Here is an 18176-nt window from a genome sequence, read left to right on the forward strand (position 1 = left end):
TTGTATCAGTAATAGATAGCAAGAGCCTCACGCTACGGCTGCTTCGTCTTCGGATTTTGGGATGAATGCCACGGAAATTGCGCCGCAGAGCAGCAGCGCACCGGCGAGGTGAATCACGTTTTCGGGGCGGGAGCCGAGCAAATGGCGGTAAATCCAGGAGAAGGAAAGGGTTTGCAGCAACATGGGCAGCACGATGAACATATTGAAGATGCCCATGTATACGCCCGTTCGCTCTTTCGGAATCGCGCCGGCCAGCATTACGTAGGTGGTGCCCATCATGCTCGCCCACCCAATGCCGAGCCCGAGCATCGGCGCGAGTAGTAGCACCGGCTTATGCAAAAAGGGCAATAGCACCAAGCCGATGCCAGCCGAGCCCAAGCTGAGGGCGTGCACGGCCCGCGGGCCCCACTGCCGCACCAGAAAGGCCAAGCCGAACGCCGCGCAAAACGTAACAAAGTTGTAGGTGCCGTTGATTTCGCCGGTGAGCAGTTGGGCCTTCGCGAAGCCAGGCGAAGCTTGGTCCTGAGTGCTGTACACGGTGTGGGCCAGGCAGAGCGTGATGTACTGCCAGTAGCAAAACAAGGCATACCAGATAAACAGCATCATCGGGCCCATGCGGCGCATAGTAGGCGGCATTTCCATAATGGCGGCTCCAATTTCCGCCAGCGTGTGGCCCAGACCTTTCGGTTGGCGCTGAATGGCGGCTACTTCCTCTTCCGTCAGCGGGTGTTCTTTGGTGGTGATGACGGAGTAGAGGATGGCGGAGATACTCACGGCGGCGCCAATCAAAAATGCGGCGTAAGTGGTGTGCGGGATGTTGTTGGAGCTACGGGCCGTGCCGCTCACCAGCCCCAGGTATACCAGCACCGAAGGCGTGAAATTGGCCAGCGTGATACCTAGGCCCGTGAAAAAGCTCTGCGTCAGGAAGCCCACCGAGTGTTGGGGCGCGGGCAGCTTGTCGCTCACGAAGGCGCGGTAGGGCTCCATGGTGATGTTGTTGGCCGCGTCCAGAATCCAGAGCAAGCTTGCCGCCATCCAGACCGCGCTGCTGAACGGCATCACCAGCAAGCAGAGGCTGCACAGCACCGCGCCCACCAAGAAATACGGCGTGCGCCGGCCCCAGCGGCTCAGGGTTTTGTCGCTTAGCGCTCCCACAATGGGTTGCACGAGCAGGCCCGTCATCGGCCCGGCCAGCCACAGAAACGGCAGCTTGTCCGGGTCGGCTCCCAAGTAGGAGTAGATGGGACTCATGTTGGTTTGCTGCAAGCCAAAGCTGTACTGAATGCCGAAGAAGCCCAGGTTCATGTTCAGAATCTGCCAGAATGCCAGCCGGGGCTTGGTCAGCGCGGTGGCAGAAGCAGTAGATATCGTAGGACTGGCAGCCATGGAAAAGTTGGGTGGAGAGTAGCGCGAAGTTTCAAGTTCGCGCTTCGTGGAACGGTAAGTGGTGTTATGGCAATCAGCAACAATACGCGAAGCGGAAACTGTGCGGTGCTTTCGCAATAGCAGGGTTTTAGAAATGACTCCTTAGCCAGGTAGCAGCTGGATTGGAAGCCAAACGCCGCCCACCTTGCGGCGGGCGGCGGGCAGTCGGCCCTTCCCACGAGGCCTTCTGCCATCCCCACAAACCCGGCCCGCTGGTTGCAGCCTGTCGGCGCCGGGTTTGCAGGAATACAGACTTACAGCACAGCTTTCATTTAAGAGGGTAAGACATGAGTGCTAAAAAATATTCTTGCTCATAGTCAGATGCCTGAGCTTCTTCTAACGAGTCACCGAATAGGTTTTTCGCAGTGTCCCGACTCCGGTAATCTTCACCGATTTCCAGCCCGTTGGCAAGGTGCTTTTGCGCTGCACGATGCCTGCGGGCGTGATATCAAGTCCGCCAAAACCCATGAGCACGGCTTGCAGCACGCCGCCCGCCCCAGTGGCGAAGTAGGGGTTGGTGCCCCCTTTCGTTTCGGCAATGACGCGGAAGGGCGGCAGCAGATTGGGCTCGTAGGCATCCTTGAACCAAAGTTTGGCCTTGTCGGCATCGCCAAGGCGCGAGTACAGCAGCGAGAAAATGGCTTGCGTCATGGCCGGCGTGCCCTCGTTGGGAACCCGCGTTTCGTAGTAAGCTAGATCTTTTTTGATCTGGGCGGGTGCCGTAATCACGTTCAGCGGGTAGGCCAGCAGGTTCACGTCGCCTTGCTTGATGCCTTCGCCCTTGTAGGTGGCGTGCTCTTGCGTGACGCCGTCGGGGAAGCGTAGGATGGGAATGTTCTGGGCTACCAACAGCCAGTCGGGGTTGGCGCGCAAGCCGAGCAGCTTGGCGGCGGCAGCGGCGTTGCGCAGGTTCACTTGAGCCGCGGCGTTGGTGAAGGCATTGTTATCCACGTTTTCGGCCCATTCGTCGGCGGCCACCACGTTCTTGATGTCGTAGTGGCCGGGGCCGTTGCGCTCCACCCGGCTGGCCCAGAAGTCGGCAGTAGCCGAGAGGATGGGCCAGCCCGTTGAGCGCAGCCAGTCTTTGTCCTGCGTCACGCAATAGTACTGCCAGGCGGCCAGCGCTACGCAGCCCGAAATGTGGTGTTCGAAAGGCCCACTCAGCGCCCAGACCGGGGTTTCCTCTACACCCGTATCGGCACTTTCCCACGGGTACATGGCGCCCTGATAGCCGTGAGCAAACGCATTGCGCCGGGCCGGCTCCAGGCGCCGGAAGCGGTACTCAATCAGCGACTTGGCAATTTCCGGGTGCAGCACGGCCAGCACCGGAAACATCCACACGTCGGTGTCCCAAAACACGTGCCCATTGTAGCCCAGGCCCGACAAGCCCATCGGCGAGGGCGAGAAGTCGGTGCCGGCCCGCGAGAAGCTGTAGAGGTGGTAGAGCATGCTGTGCACGTCCTGCTGGGCCTGCGCGTCGCCGGTAATCTGGATGTCGCTGCGCCACAGGTCCTGCCAGGCTTTGGTGTGGAAGGCCAGCAGGCGCTCCTTGCCTTCGAGCCGGGCAAAAATGGTGAGGCGCTCGGCTTCGTTCAGCGGGTCGGCGTGGTGAGCCGAGGTGATGGACGAGCCCGCCACGGCATAGTTGTAGGTTTGCCCGGCTTTCAGCGCCTTACCGAATTTCATCAGGTGCATGTTGTTGTCCCACATTTCGTGGATGACCTTGGGCTCCTGCCCGTGCGCTTCCGCAAACAAAAAGCTGTTGGAGGCGCAGAGCTGCATCTTGCCCGTGGGGCTGCGGGCCGATGAGGTGAGTAAGCTGAGCGTGACGTGCGGCCGGTCGATTTCGTTGTAGTAATTCTGCGCGTCGCGCAGCGCGTCGGGGGTTTCCATCACGCTAGCCGCCGTGAGGCCCACGTCTTTTTTCGCCGTCACGGACACGTCGAGCAGCACCGTGAAGGGCAGGTGGCGCAGGGCGTAGTACGTGTAGCTGATGGTGGCCTTGTCGGCGTAGTCGAAGGTGGTGGTGAGAGCCGCGCGCTGCATGTCGAGCTGCTGGCGGAAGTTGGTGGCGTCCTGGGCCGAAAGGCGCCTGCCATCCACTTCCAGGTACATATTGAGTAGGTTGAAGCTGTTGAGAAAGTTGCTCACCCGGCCCCGGCCATACTGGTCGTACGCCCCAGCTAGCACCACGCTCTTCACCTTAAACGGCTCCGGCGACGACACAATGCCGAGCATGCCGTTGGCCACCGTTACGCCGTAGTATTTGCTCGGGTCAATCTGGTCGGCCGCCACGCGCCAGGGGTCCGGTTGGGCCAGTAGCGGCAGCTGGGCCGCCAGCAACAGCAGTGCCCAGACGCACAGTGAAACCTTCAGTTTTTGAGAGCTAGAAATTGCCATGTAGAAAGGGCTGATATGCTTCAGTGTAAGCTAGCTGGAGCAGCGCTACCGCACGCCACTCAGCGGCACTACTACCGCCTGCCAAGGCTGAAGCGCGAGAGTAGCGCCCGGCTTAAAGGAAGGATAGTTGTTGAGCCAAGGTGTTCCCGCCAGCTTCAGGCCGCCGGGCACTCCCCAGGTGCGCTTTTCCGAGGAGAAGTTGAGCACCACCAGCACCTTCTCCGCCCCCAAAGTCCGCGTGTAAGCGTAGATGTGCGGGTTGGCCTCATCAAGCAGCTCGTACTGGCCGTACACCAGCACCTTGTGTTCCCGGCGGGCGGCCGTGGCCTTGCGGAAGTAGTTGAGGATGGAGTTGGGGTCTTTCTCCGCCGCGGCCGCGTTTATCTGCGCGTAGTTGGGGTTGATTTTCAGCCAGGGCTTGCCCGTCGTAAACCCCGCGTTGGCCGTGGCGTCCCACTGAAACGGCGTGCGGCCGTTGTCGCGGCTCGATATTTTCTGCGATTCCAGAAACTGCTTCAGGTCGCCGCCTTCCGCTTGCAGCTGCGCGTACATGTTCCGGGTTTCGATGTCCTGGTAGTCCTCAATCTTATCGAACCGGATGTTGGTCATGCCCAGCTCGTCGCCGCCGTAGTAGTAGGGCGTGCCGCGCATGGTAAGCAAAAACGTGGTCAGCAGCTTAGCCGAGGCCGCGCGGAACTCCGGCCGGTCGTCGCCCCAGCGCGTTACCATGCGGGGCTGGTCGTGGTTGCCGAGGTAAATGGTGCCCCAGCCTTTCTCCGCGAATATCTTGTCCCACTTCGTGTACACCTGCTTGAATTCCAGGAGGCTGTAGCCTTCGGGTTTGCGCATGCGGTACTTGCTGCCGGGCACGTTGCCCACGTCCATGCCTTCGAAGTGGTAGAGCATGTTCAGCTCGCGGCGGGCGGGGTCCACGTAGTCCAGGGCCTGGTCGCTGGTTACGCCCGCACCCTCGGCCACCGTCATGATGTTGTACTTGCTGAGCACCTCGCGGTTCATTTTCTGCAGGTACTCGTGCCGGCGCGGGCCCTGGGCGTAGTACTTGCTCACATCCTTGAGATACTGCTCGGGAATGGGCGGGAAAGTGGGGTCCTTGGCAATGAAGGAAATCACGTCCATCCGAAAGCCATCGATGCCCTTGTCGAACCAGAAGCGCATCATGTCATACACCTCCTGGCGCAGCTTGGGGTTTTCCCAATTCAGGTCGGGCTGCTTGCGCGAAAAGTAGTGCAGATAATACGCCTTGGTAGAGGCATCATAGGCCCAGGCGTCGCCCTTCACATCGAAGAAGCTGACGCGCTTCGGCGGCGTGCCTTTTTCCTTGGGCCACCAGTGGTAGTAGTCGCGGTAGGGGCTGGTGCGTGCGCTTTTCGACTGCTTGAACCACTCGTGCTCGTCGCTGCTGTGGTTCACTACCAAGTCCATCACCACCTTCAGGCCCCGTTGGTGCATGCCCTGGAGCAGCTCGTCAAAGTCCTGCATGGTGCCGAAGTCGCGCATGATGCTGCGGTAGTCGGAAATGTCGTAGCCGTTGTCGTCATTGGGCGAGCCGTAAATCGGGTTAAGCCAAATGACATTCACCCCGAGGCTTTTGATGTAGTCCAGCTTGGAGATGAGGCCGCGCAGGTCGCCTACGCCGTCGCCGTTGCTGTCTTTATAGCTGCGCGGGTACACCTGGTACACCACGGCTTCTTTCCACCAGGTTTGGTCTTGGTTCATGCCGGTTGGTTGCGCCGCCGGTTTCGCGGTAGTGGCTCGCTGGGCCGCACTGCCACCCGCACAGGTCAGCAGCATCGCCGCAAGCAGCGTTGTTGCAATGTTTTTCATAGCTGGCAGTGAAGTGGAAATATCGGTGCCCTAGCAAGCAGGCCGATAATTGCTACTAAGTGGCAGCAACCACCGGCCTGCGTATTGGGCGCTATCGAATGCTTACAAATGCTGCCTAATATCCAGGGTTCTGAGTGATATTCGGATTAACTGCCAATTGCTGATTCGGGATAGGGAAAATGAGATAGGTGCTAGCGCTGCTCTGAGGCCTATTTTCCGAAGGCCGTGAGAATTGACCGAAGCGAATCAAATCCTGCCGCCGCCACTGTTCCAGGTATAACTCCCGGCCTCGTTCATCAATGAGTACATCCAGATTGACAGACGGCAGGGCGCTGGCTCCCCGTGACGGATGTGTCCGTATAAAATTTACCAGAGCTAGTGGAGTAGCACCGTAAGCACCCGCGCTGGTGGGAGTGCCACCGCGCAAAATGGCTTCAGCCTTCATCAGTAGTATGTCGGGTAGGCGCAAGTGTACCATGTCGTTATTGGTTAAAGCGCTGCCATCATTGGGTACATCAGGGGCGTACTTGAACACCCGGATGCCAGTAACCTCCAAGGTGTTCCTATCGGTTTCGATAATGCTAACAGTGGGGGTAAAGGCCAGCGGCGACCCCTGCCGGTTCGTAAGTGGAGCATCGGTTCTGAGGTCGTACTGCTGCCCCACAAAGAAGCCCACGTTAATCCGATTGCCTGGGTTCACGTTCGTCCCTTGGCCGTCGTAGCGATAGGCGATTCCCCGGCGCTTATCGGTTGCTTCAAACTTATTGTAAAAAGCGGCTGTCGTTGCTGGCCCATTATAGCCACTAGGATTCATGTTGTAGTGCGACGTAAACTTCCACAGGTCACGCGTGGCGCCGCTACTTACACCGCCGATGTTTTCCTCCGTGAAGATATTCTCTGTGCCGATGACTGTGTTGTTGGGTGCGAAATTGTCGAAGTAATTAGGCGCGAAAGAGTATCGATTGCTGTTAATGATTTCATCCGCCAGCCGGATCACCGTGTTCATGTCTGCCGCATCGAAGGTAGGGGCACTACGGCTAGTATACACACCACGGTTGAGATAACACTTCATTAGCAGCGCGCGGGCCGCGTTTTTGTTGGCTCGTCCAGCCGGACCATCGGGCAAAGCGGCCTGTACTGCTGTTATTTCGCTCACGATGTAGTCTAGCGCTTCTAATCCCTTGCGTACCCGGGCAACCTGTGTTACTGGCTCGCCAGGCTCGCGATAAGGTACCTGGTCAAATAGGTCCAATACCCAATACATGGCCCAAGCGCGTAGGAATCGTGCCTCAGCATTTTGCTGGGGCGAAGGATTAAACTGGAGCATATCGGTGGCAGCAAACACGATGCCATTCAGGCCATTGAAGGCATTTCGGATCTGTTCATTGTCGCCGTCCCAGCGGTGCTGGTGCAGCTGGCGCCACTTGCCGTTGTCGTCCCAGTCTGGTCCGCGGGTGGGCATAATCCGCTCATCGGTAGTCACCTCCGACAAAGCAAACACATTGGTAGCACCCTGAAATGGGTCACGCATAGAAACATACACTCCATCGAGCAGGGCTGCCGTGTTGGTGGTGCCACCCCCTCCTACCTGGCTGGGAGTCAGGCTTCCATCAAGGTCCTCGTTTAGCTCGCAACTGTTTGCTACCTGAAACAGGGTCAACATGACCGCTGTTCGGAAAATTATTTTCTTCGTCATGGCAGTTAAGGGTTACCAGATTTACAGAGAGAAGTTGATGCCGAACGTGAACGTACGGGCAGAAGGATAGCCGGTGTAATCGATACCGGCTGATGGAATACCAGCTGATGGAGGTGCACCGTTGGTCCCTGCATTACTGCCAGTGGCTTTGTTGGTGTTAATTTCAGGATCGAAGCCTGTGTAGTCAGTAATCAGAAACAGGTTTTGCCCCGTTGCGTATATGTTAGCTCCTTTAAACACCTTGCCCAGGTCGCCTAGCGCATACGATAATGTCAGATTCGACATTTTCAAATAGTCGCCCTTTTCAATGAATCGTGAAGAAGCGGTAACTGGGTTGGTAACCGATTCTTTAATAGGTTCTTCAAAGTTGACCAGCGCAATGTTCTTGCCGGCTCCAATCTGGCCCACATTGCCCACGCTGTTGAGGGTGTTGTTGTAAATATCTTGGCCAAAAACCCCGGTCATATTAGCTACGAGCGACAGTTTCCGGAAGCGTGCGTTAAGACTTAGGCCAAGTAGTGTCTGAGGATTGGGGTTGCCCACGTAGAAAGACGCCCCGTCTTCAGCGTAGCTAGCTTGTCCGGTTGTGGGGTCGATACCCAGGAATTGCCTGGTGTAAAAGGCATTGAGAGGTAAACCATTCTGGATGGTTTGCGCCAATGCTCCCGACAATCCCTGACCGTTCAACTCACCGGTAAAGATGGGAGCTCGCAAACCAGAAACCTCGTTATCGATAAAGGTGCCATTAACATTGAGACTCAGACCAAAGCGTTCCGTATCCAGAATGGTAGACCCAATAATTACCTCAAAGCCTTTATTTACAATTTCGCCGTCTAGATTATTCCAAGTCACAACGGCACCTGGAGCAGCCGGTTGAATAGGCACGGTGGGAAACAGCAAGTCGGTGGTCGTCTTGTTGAAATAGTCTACGGTAGCCGTTACCCGGTTATCGAATAAGGCCAGATCGAGCCCCACGTTGTATTGCTCGTCAGCCTGCCACTTCAAGTCATCGTTACGATTAGTAAGTTGCCCTTGATTACCGTTGTTGAGGAGTGTATACTGACTCTGTGACGAGCCGGCCGGAAATTCTTGGTTGCCGGTGCGGCCGTACCCCGCCCGCAGCTTAAACTGGCTTATTGGCGCTACTTGGAAAAAGCTTTCCTGACTAACGTCCCAGGCCGCCGCAAAAGAGGGAAAATAGCCGTAACGGTTGTTTGAGCCGAACTTGCTGCTTCCGTCACGGCGTAGCGTAGCTGTCAGCACGTAACGCTGCTTATAGCTTAGAATGGTCCGGCCAAAATAAGACTGTAAGGCAGTAGAAGGGTCCACAAAAGAAGAGATGAGACGCCCAGAAGCATTGGAATACTGAATGTAGTCGGTGTAATCCAGGCCGAAGTCGCCAAAGCCGCGTTCAGTGGTGCCTTGCGCGCTTATGTTGATGCCGGAGTTAGCGAACTTGGTATACTCGTAGCCCAACAGTGCGTTTAAACTGAGGTCTGTAGCAATTTCTTTATTGAAGTTCAGCGTATTGGTCAACTGTTGGGTCAGCAACTCATTTTGGCCAATGGCCGCAAATCCTTTTCCTTGGTAGTCGCCGAAGTTAAGACGCTGATTGATAGATGTCCGTCGCTGCCCCGTGCTATAGTTAGCACTAACCAGCAAGCGATATTCCAACCAGTCGGTGAACTTATAGTAAGGCGAAGCATTAGCTAGAATGGTAGTCACCCGCGCATTGTCATTATACAATTCCAGCTGCGCCAAGGGATTGATAGTGCTCCCACCTCGGGTAATATTGAGTGTGTCGTTGAGGCGTAAGGGGTTAGTGGGGTTCCACTGGAGGGCCTGACCAATTAAGCTGCCCTGAAATCCAGCATTATTCGTGATAGGGGCTAGCTGCTCTCGGAACTGACTAGCATTGATGTTAATATCAAGCCCCAGCTTCTTACTATCCAGGAAGTTGAAGTTAGTTGCGAGGCCAGCACTGTATTTCTTGAACTCTGTTTTCTTAATGATGCCTTCCTGGTCTAGATAGCCGAGCGAAACTCGATAGCGGCCATTCTCATTGCCGCCACTCAGGGCTAGGTTGTAGTTTTGGAGAATTCCAGTTTGTAAAATTTCTCCCAGTGCGTCAACATCACCGCCAAAGTCATTATTCGGGTTTGCTTCGTAATAGGTGAGCGCCTGCCGATATTGATCAGCATTGAGTACGTCGAGCCGCCGCAGGATCGAGGAAAAGCCGCTAGAAATGCCTACGTCTAATTTAGCCGCGCCCGACTTTCCCCGTTTGGTGGTAACCAGTACGACTCCGTAAGCAGCTCGTGAGCCGTAGATAGCGGTGGCTGAAGCATCTTTAAGAACAGTCAGTGATTCAATGTCTGACGGGTTCAGAAAATTGAGCGGATTGCTATCTGGGGTGTTTCCCAAAGAAGCGGTCGAAAGGCCGGGCCGGGCTGAGCGTCCATCAAGCGGTACACCGTCCACCACGTATAGCGGCTGGCCAGTACCTGTCACAGCCGAGTTCCCCCGAATTTTAATAGTTGCAGCGCCTCCGGGCTGCCCACTGTTGTTGGTAACCTGCACCCCCGATGTACGGCCCTGAATCAGCTGGTCAGGTGAAGTAAAAGTACCCTTGTTGAAATCCTCCTGGCCAACCACTGAAACGGCGCCAGTTATGTCATTTTTCTTGACCGTACCGTAGCCAACGACCAACACCTCATTTAGCGCCTGGGCATCTTCCTTGAGCGTTATCTGGACCGTGGATTTGCCCTCAACATTAACCTGCTGGGTGGCGAAACCCACGAACGAAACCGTCAGCGTGGTAGCTGTGGTAGGCACTTGTAATTCGAAAGCCCCGTTGGCGCCGGTGCTGGTTCCCACAGTTGTGCCCGTCACAACTACCGTTACACCTGGCAGGTCGGCGCCCTGTGCGTCAACTACTTTCCCAGAAACCGGGCGGGTGGTTTGTGCCTGCGTCAGCAGTGGAAAAAGTAGGAACAGAATACTAAGCGTCAGCATCTTCAGCAACGTCGGCCGGAGGCTGCCTGCCGGAATCGCCGCTGAATACGCATACAATGTGTACCGTTTGTTTTTCATATGTGGGAAGGGTTAAGTGGAAAGAAATTCCAAATGCGTGCAGCCTCGGACGAAGCCGCCGCAAACGTTACCTGAAGACTCGCACAAAGGCCCGCTGCCATTGGAATCGGCGGGCGCAATCAAGTAGGGTGTTGTTCGGCCCTTAATAAGTTTAGGCCCCATTAACGGCTGTGCCGTCGAGCTCAATTATTACACCTTGAGCTCTGTTGTAATATTGGCGAAAGCCAAAAAGTGAGCGTCTATCCGGCGCTGACTTGAGAAGATAGGGTAGGCATAAGCGGGTGGGGTTTTGGAGTGGGAAGGCGGCTTGTTGTGCTAAAGGTGTAGAATTAATTATCAGAAAATCAAGTAATAGATAGAGGGAAAGTACACGTTTTCCTCCGAAATCGGTAACGTAACCGATTTCGGAACAATATTCTTTTTTACACTTCAGGGATAAATATTAAGTTAATGTTGCTTGATACCAATCAAACGCTGGCCTAGCTGCTCGGTATCGATGCGTTAGCTTTAGCCACCATTGCTAGTTTCACTTCTCATTCTGTAGCTCGTCTTTCCTCATGAAAAGAGCCACGCTCCGCGATATTGCCCGGGCGCTGGGTGTTACTGTCGCCACCGTTTCCCGCGCGCTCAAAGACTACCCCGACATCAGCGCCGATACCAAAGCGCGGGTGCTCGAAACGGCGCGGCAGCTCAACTACTCGCCCAATGCCATGGCCGTGAAGCTGCGCCAGAAGCAGTTCAGCATTGTGGGTATGATTATTCCGGAAATAGTGCACCCGTTTTTCGCCAGTGTCATCAGCGGCGTCATCGATGTGGCCGATCAGCACGATTATCACGTCATGCTCACGCAGTCCAACGAGTCGTATCAAAAGGAAGTCCGCGAAACCCGGATGCTACATGCCACCGGCGTCGATGGTCTGCTGGTGTGTCTTTCCAACGAAACGGTAGCCGTCGACCACCTGCGTGCCTTGCAAGAGCGTAATATTCCGGTGGTCCTCTTCGATAAAATCAACCCCGCTTTGGAAGCCAGCAAGGTTGTGGTTAATGATTTTCAAGGCGCTTTCGAGGCCACCGCGCACTTACTGGCCCAGGGACTGACGCGCGTGGCCCATATCCGTGGCCCTGAGCATCCGGAAAACGCCAAACAGCGCCTGGCCGGCTACCGCGCCGCGCTGGAAGCGCACGGCTTGCCTTTCCGGCCGGAGTACGTGCGGCAGTGCCGCCACGTCACGCAGGAAGAAGGTTCCCGCTTTGCCCGCGAGCTGCTGGCCCTGCCGGAACCGCCGCAAGCCATTTTTACTATCACTGATCTAGTAGCCGTGGGCGCCATGCAGGCCATCAAAGAACAAGGGCTGCGCATTCCCCAGGACGTAGCCCTCTTTGGCTTCAGTGACTGGCACGTGTCTACGGTTATGGAGCCGCCCATTAGCTCCGTCTACCAGCCCGGCTTCGAAATGGGCCAGCAGGCCATGCACATCCTGCTGCGCGAAATGAGCCAGCTGCAGCAAGACGAGCCCGTGACCTACCAAACCGTGGTGCTCAACACGGAACTGCGCATCCGGCAGTCGTCGGAGCTGGCCCCGAAGCTATTGGGAAGGCCAGCCGCCTAGGAGCGGAGCTACACGGCCTCGTGGCCAGCCGCGGCTAGTTCGCGCAGCACTTCTCGCAGGCCCTCCGGGTCTTGAATCAAACGCTGAATGTGCTCTAGATACTCGGTTTCGGCGCGGAGCTGGCGTTTAAGCTGGCGGATTTCCTGCTCACGCTTTTTGCCAGTGCTGCCCATGAAGCCGTTTTCGCCAAACTTCAACTCGTTCAGCTCCTGCTTCAACTCGACTTGCTGGCGGTGCAGCGCCTGCGTGTAGCGGACCAGCACAGAGTCATCGGTTTGGTCAGCGGGGCTCGATTCGGATAGCAGTTGGAGTAGCGTATACAAATCGTTGGCTTCGTAGGCTTCGGTGATGCGCTGCATTAGGGCCGTTTTCTGCTGTTGCGTGGCCGGGTCGCGCTCCAAGTCGGGGTGATGAATGCGGGCGAGTTGGCGGTAGAGCGTTTTGGTGTTAGACAGCAAGTTCTGCAATTCCTCTCGAGCTGCTTTTTCGGCGGCTTCCTGGGCCTTTTGCGCCTTAGACTTGCGCCGGTTGCGCGCCTGAGCGGCGGCTTGCTCGTGGGGTGGTAAGTCAAAATTGGGGTCAGGGGTGAAGCCCCCTGTTGTTTGCCCCGCGTCCGGGTTTGCCGTTTCGGTGGTTGCTTCGGCTGTGGCCCGGCGGCTGGGTGCGTACTTGAGCAGAATATCGGCCACATCTTCCCCGAAACGGTCCTGAAGCGCCCGCGCATTAGCTATTATCAGGACCGTAATCCGGTGCTCATCCAGCCGACTAAAATATCCCAATAGCAACGCTTCCTCCAACGGTTCAAATAATGCCCGCCGCGCCCGCACTACGGCTTCCGCCGCCGGGCCCACTTGCTGCCAGTAGCGCCGTCGCGCTTCGGCCTGCTCCGTCCGTAACTCCCGCAACCGTTGGCGCAATCCTTCCACCTGCTCCACCGCCGTCCGAAATGCCTGCTGGGCCGGCGTCCCTGGTGCTTCGGCTGGTGCAGAAACGGGCAAGGAATTGGCGGCGGGCAGGTCGGTGAGCGGGTTGTGCAGCTTCATAGGGCAAAGGTAGCTTTGAGCCTCAGCTTCAAGCTTGATGGAGTGGTAGGCGTTTACGGGTAGCCTTGCGCAATGATTTTTACGAGGCGCGAAATAAGTAACTGCTCATGAAGCTCCAGCGCCTTAACAACGTGTTGCCGACTACATGCCAAACACTTCATAAGCCATGCGAAACGTGTTGCAATGGGCATCTACGATGTCGGAGAGGCGTTCGGAGTAGCCGCCGCCCATGCTTACCGCCACTGGCAAGCCATGCTGCCGGCAGAGACGCAGCACGTACTCGTCGCGTTGGCGGCAGCCTTCGGAACTCAGGGCCAGCTTGCCCAGCTTGTCGGTAGCCAACACATCCACGCCGGCCTGGAAGAATACGAAATCGGGCCGTACTTGTGCCAGCAACGGCAGCAGCGTCTCGCGCAGAATGCGCAGGTATGTAGCATCGTCGGTGCCTAGTTCCAGCGGCACGTCCACGTCTGATTGTTCCTTACGTAGCGGGTAGTTGGCGCCAGCGTGTATGGAAAAGGTGAACACGCGCGGCTCCGCGCGGAAAATGCTGGCCGTTCCGTCGCCTTGGTGTACGTCGAGGTCTACTACCAACACCTGCTTTGCTAAGCCGTTATGCAACAGATGCGCGGCGGCCACGGCGATGTCATTGAGTACGCAAAACCCTTCGCCCCGATCCCGAAACGCGTGGTGCGTGCCGCCAGCCAGACTCATCCCAATACCGTCGCGCAAGGCATTACGGGCCGATTGTACCGTGCCGGCCACGCTGCTCAACGAGCGGCGTACCAACTCCGGACTTTGCGGCAGGCCCAGACGGCGCACTTCAGCTGCCGTTAGCTGCCCGTCGCGCACCCGCTGCCAGTAGTCGGCGGAGTGTACGCGTAGGATGTCTTCCTCGCTGGCCAAGCCGGGGTCGAAGAAGTCTTCGGGTGGGGCGATGCCCTGCCACAGCAATTGCTCCCGAATCAGTTCATACTTGGCAATGGGAAACCGGTGACCGGCAGGTAAAGTGATGCTGTAACGGTCGGAAGTGGCAAGGCGAGGCATGAAGGCTACGTACGGATAGTTCTGTATAATGACGACGCGTGTGGCACGGACTTTAGTCCGTAGCCTAACCACCTGGCGCAATCATTAAGGGCTACGGACTAAAGTCCGTGCCACATGCGCCTATACGTGAAGCAAAAGAACGTCCGTAACTTGTCAAATAAGAAATTATGAAACATTGGAATACTTGCTTGCCTGCGGCTTCTAAAAGCTTGTCTCAATTTTATTGAAAGATTCTAAATAAAAAATAATAAAAATATTTTTCACTGATATTTGGTGAATACAAAAACTCCTTTCATATTTGTCGCACCAAACACAACAACCCATGCTGCTCCACATCAATTACTCTTTTGCGCAAGACGGTTTGAAGCCAAGGGCTTTGAGCGCGGTTCGGTACAGCTAAAGTAGCAGCAGGATTCTCTCTGACACTTCCGCAACCCGAACCCAGAAGGTTCGGGTTGTTTGTTTTTCAACCTCTTACATCCTTCGGCCATGCATCTGCTAGCAGATTGCTCTGTACTCCAACCACGGAATAAACGGCGTTTCAGCCGCGAGTGGGATTGGTATGGCTGGGATTTTTTGTCGGAAGATTCGCGTAGGTAATTCCTCGTGATATATCCGTGAAAAAGCCCGGCTTCCTCCAAGAAGCCGGGCTTTTTTCATGCTACTTATCTGACTAAAAACTTTATTTAGTCGGCCTGGAATTACTATGATTTTTAAATAAAAAACATAGCAGTTCGAAATAGAATAGTGACTCGAAATAACACCTGCTTATAATTAATTTCCCACAAAAATAGTTGCCATCATGAATAGGAGAAACCTATCGCCTCGTCGCTCTGAACCTCAGTCTTCGTCTTTTTCTGGCCCGGCGGCCTGCTCCCTGGGCTCCAATTTATGTCTAACCGCAACAAAGCTTTATCGCCCAAAGCCGTGGTTGCTCAGCGCGCCACGGCTGCTCTAACTGGCTACGTAAACTGGCGTAAATGGTCGCCAGCTCGCCAAATTGACTACGTGTTTTCCGGCGTTTCCGCCGCCGAACTACACGCCTCTGTTGGCGCCAATACACTGCTGGCGCACCTTCATAAAAGCTGCGTCGCCAATCGTAAAGTGACTTACCAGAGCCAAGCCCACAACTTCTTGCTGGCTTTGGCTGCCAAGCGAACCGAATTGCTGGAGCGCATGGAAACCATTCACGCGGTGGGCTTGCTGGCCGAGCATTACCGCCACCGGGTGCGCGAACTAGCCGACTGGAAGCCCAAAAGCAAGAACGTGTACGCCCAGCTGAAAAGCCTCGTGCGTCACCTCTTCGACCAGTACGGCGACGTGCCCATCTGGGTGATTGACGCTTGGGATATGAAGCATCCGAAGAACTTCGGAGTCAGCATTCCCAACCTGACCGTGCACCTAGGTAGCGGCAAGGCATTGCGCCACTTCGCGGAACTGCCTTTGCCGATCACCAAGCGCATCGAACACGAAATGCGGCAGGCGCCCGCCGGTTGCACGTTCGTGGAAGCCCTGCGCTACGCTCAGCTCGCCACCCGCGACGCCTTGGCCTGGTTTGGGCCGGTGCTAGGTTCGCGGATGGGCCGCGAAATTGAGCCCCACGACGATGCCTTCTGGCTCGGCGTAGTGGACTTCTTCGCCACTTCGAGCATGGTCGATACGCATCATTTTGCTCCCGTGTGCGACTGGATTCACCAGAAGCGCTCCGTGGGCATAGGGCAGGAACCGGCTCAGCCCGGCTTCTCGCTAAAGGGCCGCACAATGGCTTCAGTCCTTGCTCAGACGGAGCAATGGCACCGTGGTCTGGCTCGCCTGCGTCACTACGGTCCTAATATCTCGCTCACCACGGTATGGCCCGGCTTATCGGTGCCGGACTTTGTGGGCGGCGAGGACGACCGGGTGCGCATCACCCAACTGACCTGTTATTGGCAGTTGGTGGAAGAAGGCCACGCGCATCAGCACTGCGTGGCATCCTACGTACTGTCGTGCACAAAAGGACGCTGCGCCATCTTTTCCCTGACCATCGACGGAACGCGTCGGCTGACGTTGGAAGTCACCCAGGACCGCACGTTGGTACAAGCTCGTGGTAAGTTCAACCGCACCATGACCGCCGACGAGCAGTATTGGGTGAGCCGCTGGGTAGCCGAAGCCGGCCTGACGCTGTCGAAATACGCTTGAGCAAAGCGCCCCGGTCTGCTGGCTCTTTCGCCAGCTGACCGGTCGTTAGCCGCGCCGTCAGAACGGTGGGATTAGGAAACTAACGCCTCGGCTAATCGCTGTCCCAACATTAAGCGGACGACGACCCATCAGCTCGCCAGAAAAGCGGGCAGACGGGCAGATGGTTAAAACGTCGGCCTTTCAGTATTTCACCACTTAAGCCATTTAAGACAATGCGCTTCAATCTACCCCTCCGCAAGAACCAGCCCAACACCGTGAACCACGAAGGCGCTGCCGCTTTCACGCTCACGCCGCAGTTGGAGCTATACGCCGCCGTGGCTACGGCCGCGCTGTCGGACCAGTTCTACGAGGCCGCTGGCACGCGGCTGGTCCGTCTGCGCGAGTTGGTAGCCAAGTGCGAGCCGCTGTTTGTGGCCCGGCTGGCAGTGTACGCTCGGGAGCAGATGCATCTGCGCTCGGTGCCGCTGGTGCTGGCCGTGGAGCTGGCTCGCCTGCACCACGGCGACAACCTCGTGAGCCGCTTGGTGGCCCGCATCGTGCAGCGTCCCGACGAAATCACGGAGCTGCTGGCTTTCTACGCGCAAGCCAACGAGCGGGCAGGCGTGAAAACCCTCAACCGCCTCTCCAAGCAGTTGCAGAAAGGCTTGGCTATGAGCTTCAACCGTTTCGACGGCTACCAGCTAGCCAAGTACGACCGTGACGGCGCCGTGCGTCTGCGCGACGCGCTGTTCCTGGTGCACCCCGCCGCCAAAAACGCGGAGCAGCAAGCCCTGTTCGACCAATTGGTAGCCGGCACCTTGCCCACGCCCTACACCTGGGAAACCGAGTTGTCGGCGCTTGGCCAGCAAACCTTTGGTTCTGCGGAAGCGCGGGCCACGGCCTTCCGCCAGAAGTGGGAGGAATTGCTCGGCAGTGGCCGCCTCGGCTACATGGCCTTGCTGCGCAACCTGCGCAACATCCTCGAAGCCGACGTATCGGCGGAGGCGGTGGTGGAGGTGTGCGCCACGCTCGCCGACCAGCAGGCGGTGGCGCGCAGCAAGCAGCTGCCGTTCCGTTTCCTGGCCGCGTACCGCGAGGTGAAAGCCTTGCAAGCGGGCCACGTGTCGGCGGTGCTCGCGGCGTTGGAAGACGCCATTGCGCACAGTGCGGCCAACCTGCGCGGCTTCGGCCCCGAAACCCGCGTGGTAGTCGCCTGCGACGTGTCGGGCTCGATGCAGCAGCCAGTGTCGGCACGCAGCAAAGTGCTGCTCTACGACGTGGGCCTGGTGTTGGGTATGTTGCTGCAAAGCCGCTGTCAGCACGTGACTGCCGGCATGTTCGGCAACACCTGGAAGCGCCTGAGCCTGCCCCGCGGGCCAGTGTTGCGCAACGTGGACGAGTTCTACCGCCGCGAAGGTGAGGTAGGCTACAGCACCAATGGACACTTGGTAGTGCGCGACTTGCGCACTCGTCGGGAGCCGGTAGACAAAGTGATGATCTTCACGGACTGCCAGCTCTGGAACAACTCCGGCGACGGTGATGCGCTCGCCAAAGAATGGGCCGAGTACCGCCGCGAAGTGGCCCCGCAGGCTCGCCTGTACCTCTTCGACTTGGCTGGCCACGGCACGGCTCCCCTCGACGTTCGCGCCGAGGATGACGCGGCCCTGATAGCTGGCTGGTCCGACAAGGTGTTTGATGTGCTGGCTGCGCTGGAAGGCGGCGGCTCAGCCCTCACCGAAATCGAAAAAATAGACCTGTAACACGGGCTTTCCGTCGCTGATTGCCAGCTGGTGTTACACTTGCGGCCCCGGGAGTGGCATTCCAACCTGAAAGCTACCGCCACTCCCGGGTTACGACCCA

10 protein-coding genes are annotated in these 18176 nt (G+C 57.0%); 3 read left to right on the forward strand and 7 right to left on the reverse strand.

Features of this window, described 5'->3' with window-relative positions; genetic code table 11:
- Positions 1-27 precede the first annotated feature (27 nt).
- From ACYSMN_RS01765 to ACYSMN_RS01785, 5 genes are all read right to left on the reverse strand, one after another.
- On the reverse strand, positions 28-1386 hold the full coding sequence (locus ACYSMN_RS01765; RefSeq protein ID WP_488922113.1) for an MFS transporter: 1359 nt from the start codon (positions 1384-1386) through the stop codon (positions 28-30).
- Between the two features lie 375 nt (positions 1387-1761).
- Positions 1762-3825 (reverse strand): kojibiose hydrolase, encoded by a 2064-nt coding sequence (locus tag ACYSMN_RS01770; RefSeq protein WP_488922114.1) that lies wholly within the window; start codon positions 3823-3825, stop codon positions 1762-1764.
- Between the two features lie 45 nt (positions 3826-3870).
- Positions 3871-5670, reverse strand: a complete 1800-nt coding sequence (locus ACYSMN_RS01775) for a glycoside hydrolase family 13 protein (protein WP_488922115.1) — start codon at positions 5668-5670, stop codon at positions 3871-3873.
- 115 nt (positions 5671-5785) lie between these two features.
- Positions 5786-7333, reverse strand: coding sequence for a RagB/SusD family nutrient uptake outer membrane protein (locus ACYSMN_RS01780; RefSeq protein ID WP_488922116.1), 1548 nt, complete (start codon positions 7331-7333; stop codon positions 5786-5788).
- A gap of 54 nt (positions 7334-7387) precedes the next feature.
- Positions 7388-10459, reverse strand: a complete 3072-nt coding sequence (locus ACYSMN_RS01785; protein ID WP_488922117.1) for a SusC/RagA family TonB-linked outer membrane protein — start codon at positions 10457-10459, stop codon at positions 7388-7390.
- 557 nt (positions 10460-11016) lie between these two features.
- Here ACYSMN_RS01785 and ACYSMN_RS01790 point away from each other — a divergent pair.
- The gene (locus ACYSMN_RS01790) at positions 11017-12069 is read left to right on the forward strand and encodes a LacI family DNA-binding transcriptional regulator (protein ID WP_488922118.1); all 1053 of its coding nucleotides are present in this window, start codon (positions 11017-11019) and stop codon (positions 12067-12069) included.
- A gap of 8 nt (positions 12070-12077) precedes the next feature.
- On the opposite strand, the gene ACYSMN_RS01795 is transcribed toward ACYSMN_RS01790, so the two are convergent.
- Positions 12078-13112, reverse strand: a complete 1035-nt coding sequence (locus ACYSMN_RS01795; RefSeq protein ID WP_488922119.1) for a J domain-containing protein — start codon at positions 13110-13112, stop codon at positions 12078-12080.
- 141 nt (positions 13113-13253) lie between these two features.
- Complete coding sequence (locus tag ACYSMN_RS01800) at positions 13254-14159, reverse strand: histone deacetylase family protein (protein WP_488922120.1); 906 nt, start codon at positions 14157-14159, stop codon at positions 13254-13256.
- A gap of 891 nt (positions 14160-15050) precedes the next feature.
- On the opposite strand from ACYSMN_RS01800, the gene ACYSMN_RS01805 reads away from it, so the two are divergent.
- Entirely contained in the window at positions 15051-16337 is a 1287-nt protein-coding gene (locus tag ACYSMN_RS01805; RefSeq protein WP_488922121.1) for a PcfJ domain-containing protein, read from the forward strand.
- A 212-nt stretch (positions 16338-16549) separates the two neighbouring features.
- Complete coding sequence (locus ACYSMN_RS01810; protein WP_488922122.1) at positions 16550-18076, forward strand: TROVE domain-containing protein; 1527 nt, start codon at positions 16550-16552, stop codon at positions 18074-18076.
- Positions 18077-18176 lie beyond the last annotated feature (100 nt).

The organism is Hymenobacter sp. M1-2 (genome assembly GCF_057808495.1).

Coding starts and splice junctions, on each gene's coding strand:
- ACYSMN_RS01765 (WP_488922113.1), bottom strand. CDS start 1,386: ATGGCTGCCAGTCCTACGATATCTACTGCTTCTGCCACCGCGCTGACC.
- ACYSMN_RS01770 (WP_488922114.1), bottom strand. CDS start 3,825: ATGGCAATTTCTAGCTCTCAAAAACTGAAGGTTTCACTGTGCGTCTGG.
- ACYSMN_RS01775 (WP_488922115.1), bottom strand. CDS start 5,670: ATGAAAAACATTGCAACAACGCTGCTTGCGGCGATGCTGCTGACCTGT.
- ACYSMN_RS01780 (WP_488922116.1), bottom strand. CDS start 7,333: ATGTTGACCCTGTTTCAGGTAGCAAACAGTTGCGAGCTAAACGAGGAC.
- ACYSMN_RS01785 (WP_488922117.1), bottom strand. CDS start 10,459: ATGAAAAACAAACGGTACACATTGTATGCGTATTCAGCGGCGATTCCG.
- ACYSMN_RS01790 (WP_488922118.1), top strand. CDS start 11,017: ATGAAAAGAGCCACGCTCCGCGATATTGCCCGGGCGCTGGGTGTTACT.
- ACYSMN_RS01795 (WP_488922119.1), bottom strand. CDS start 13,112: ATGAAGCTGCACAACCCGCTCACCGACCTGCCCGCCGCCAATTCCTTG.
- ACYSMN_RS01800 (WP_488922120.1), bottom strand. CDS start 14,159: ATGCCTCGCCTTGCCACTTCCGACCGTTACAGCATCACTTTACCTGCC.
- ACYSMN_RS01805 (WP_488922121.1), top strand. CDS start 15,051: ATGTCTAACCGCAACAAAGCTTTATCGCCCAAAGCCGTGGTTGCTCAG.
- ACYSMN_RS01810 (WP_488922122.1), top strand. CDS start 16,550: ATGCGCTTCAATCTACCCCTCCGCAAGAACCAGCCCAACACCGTGAAC.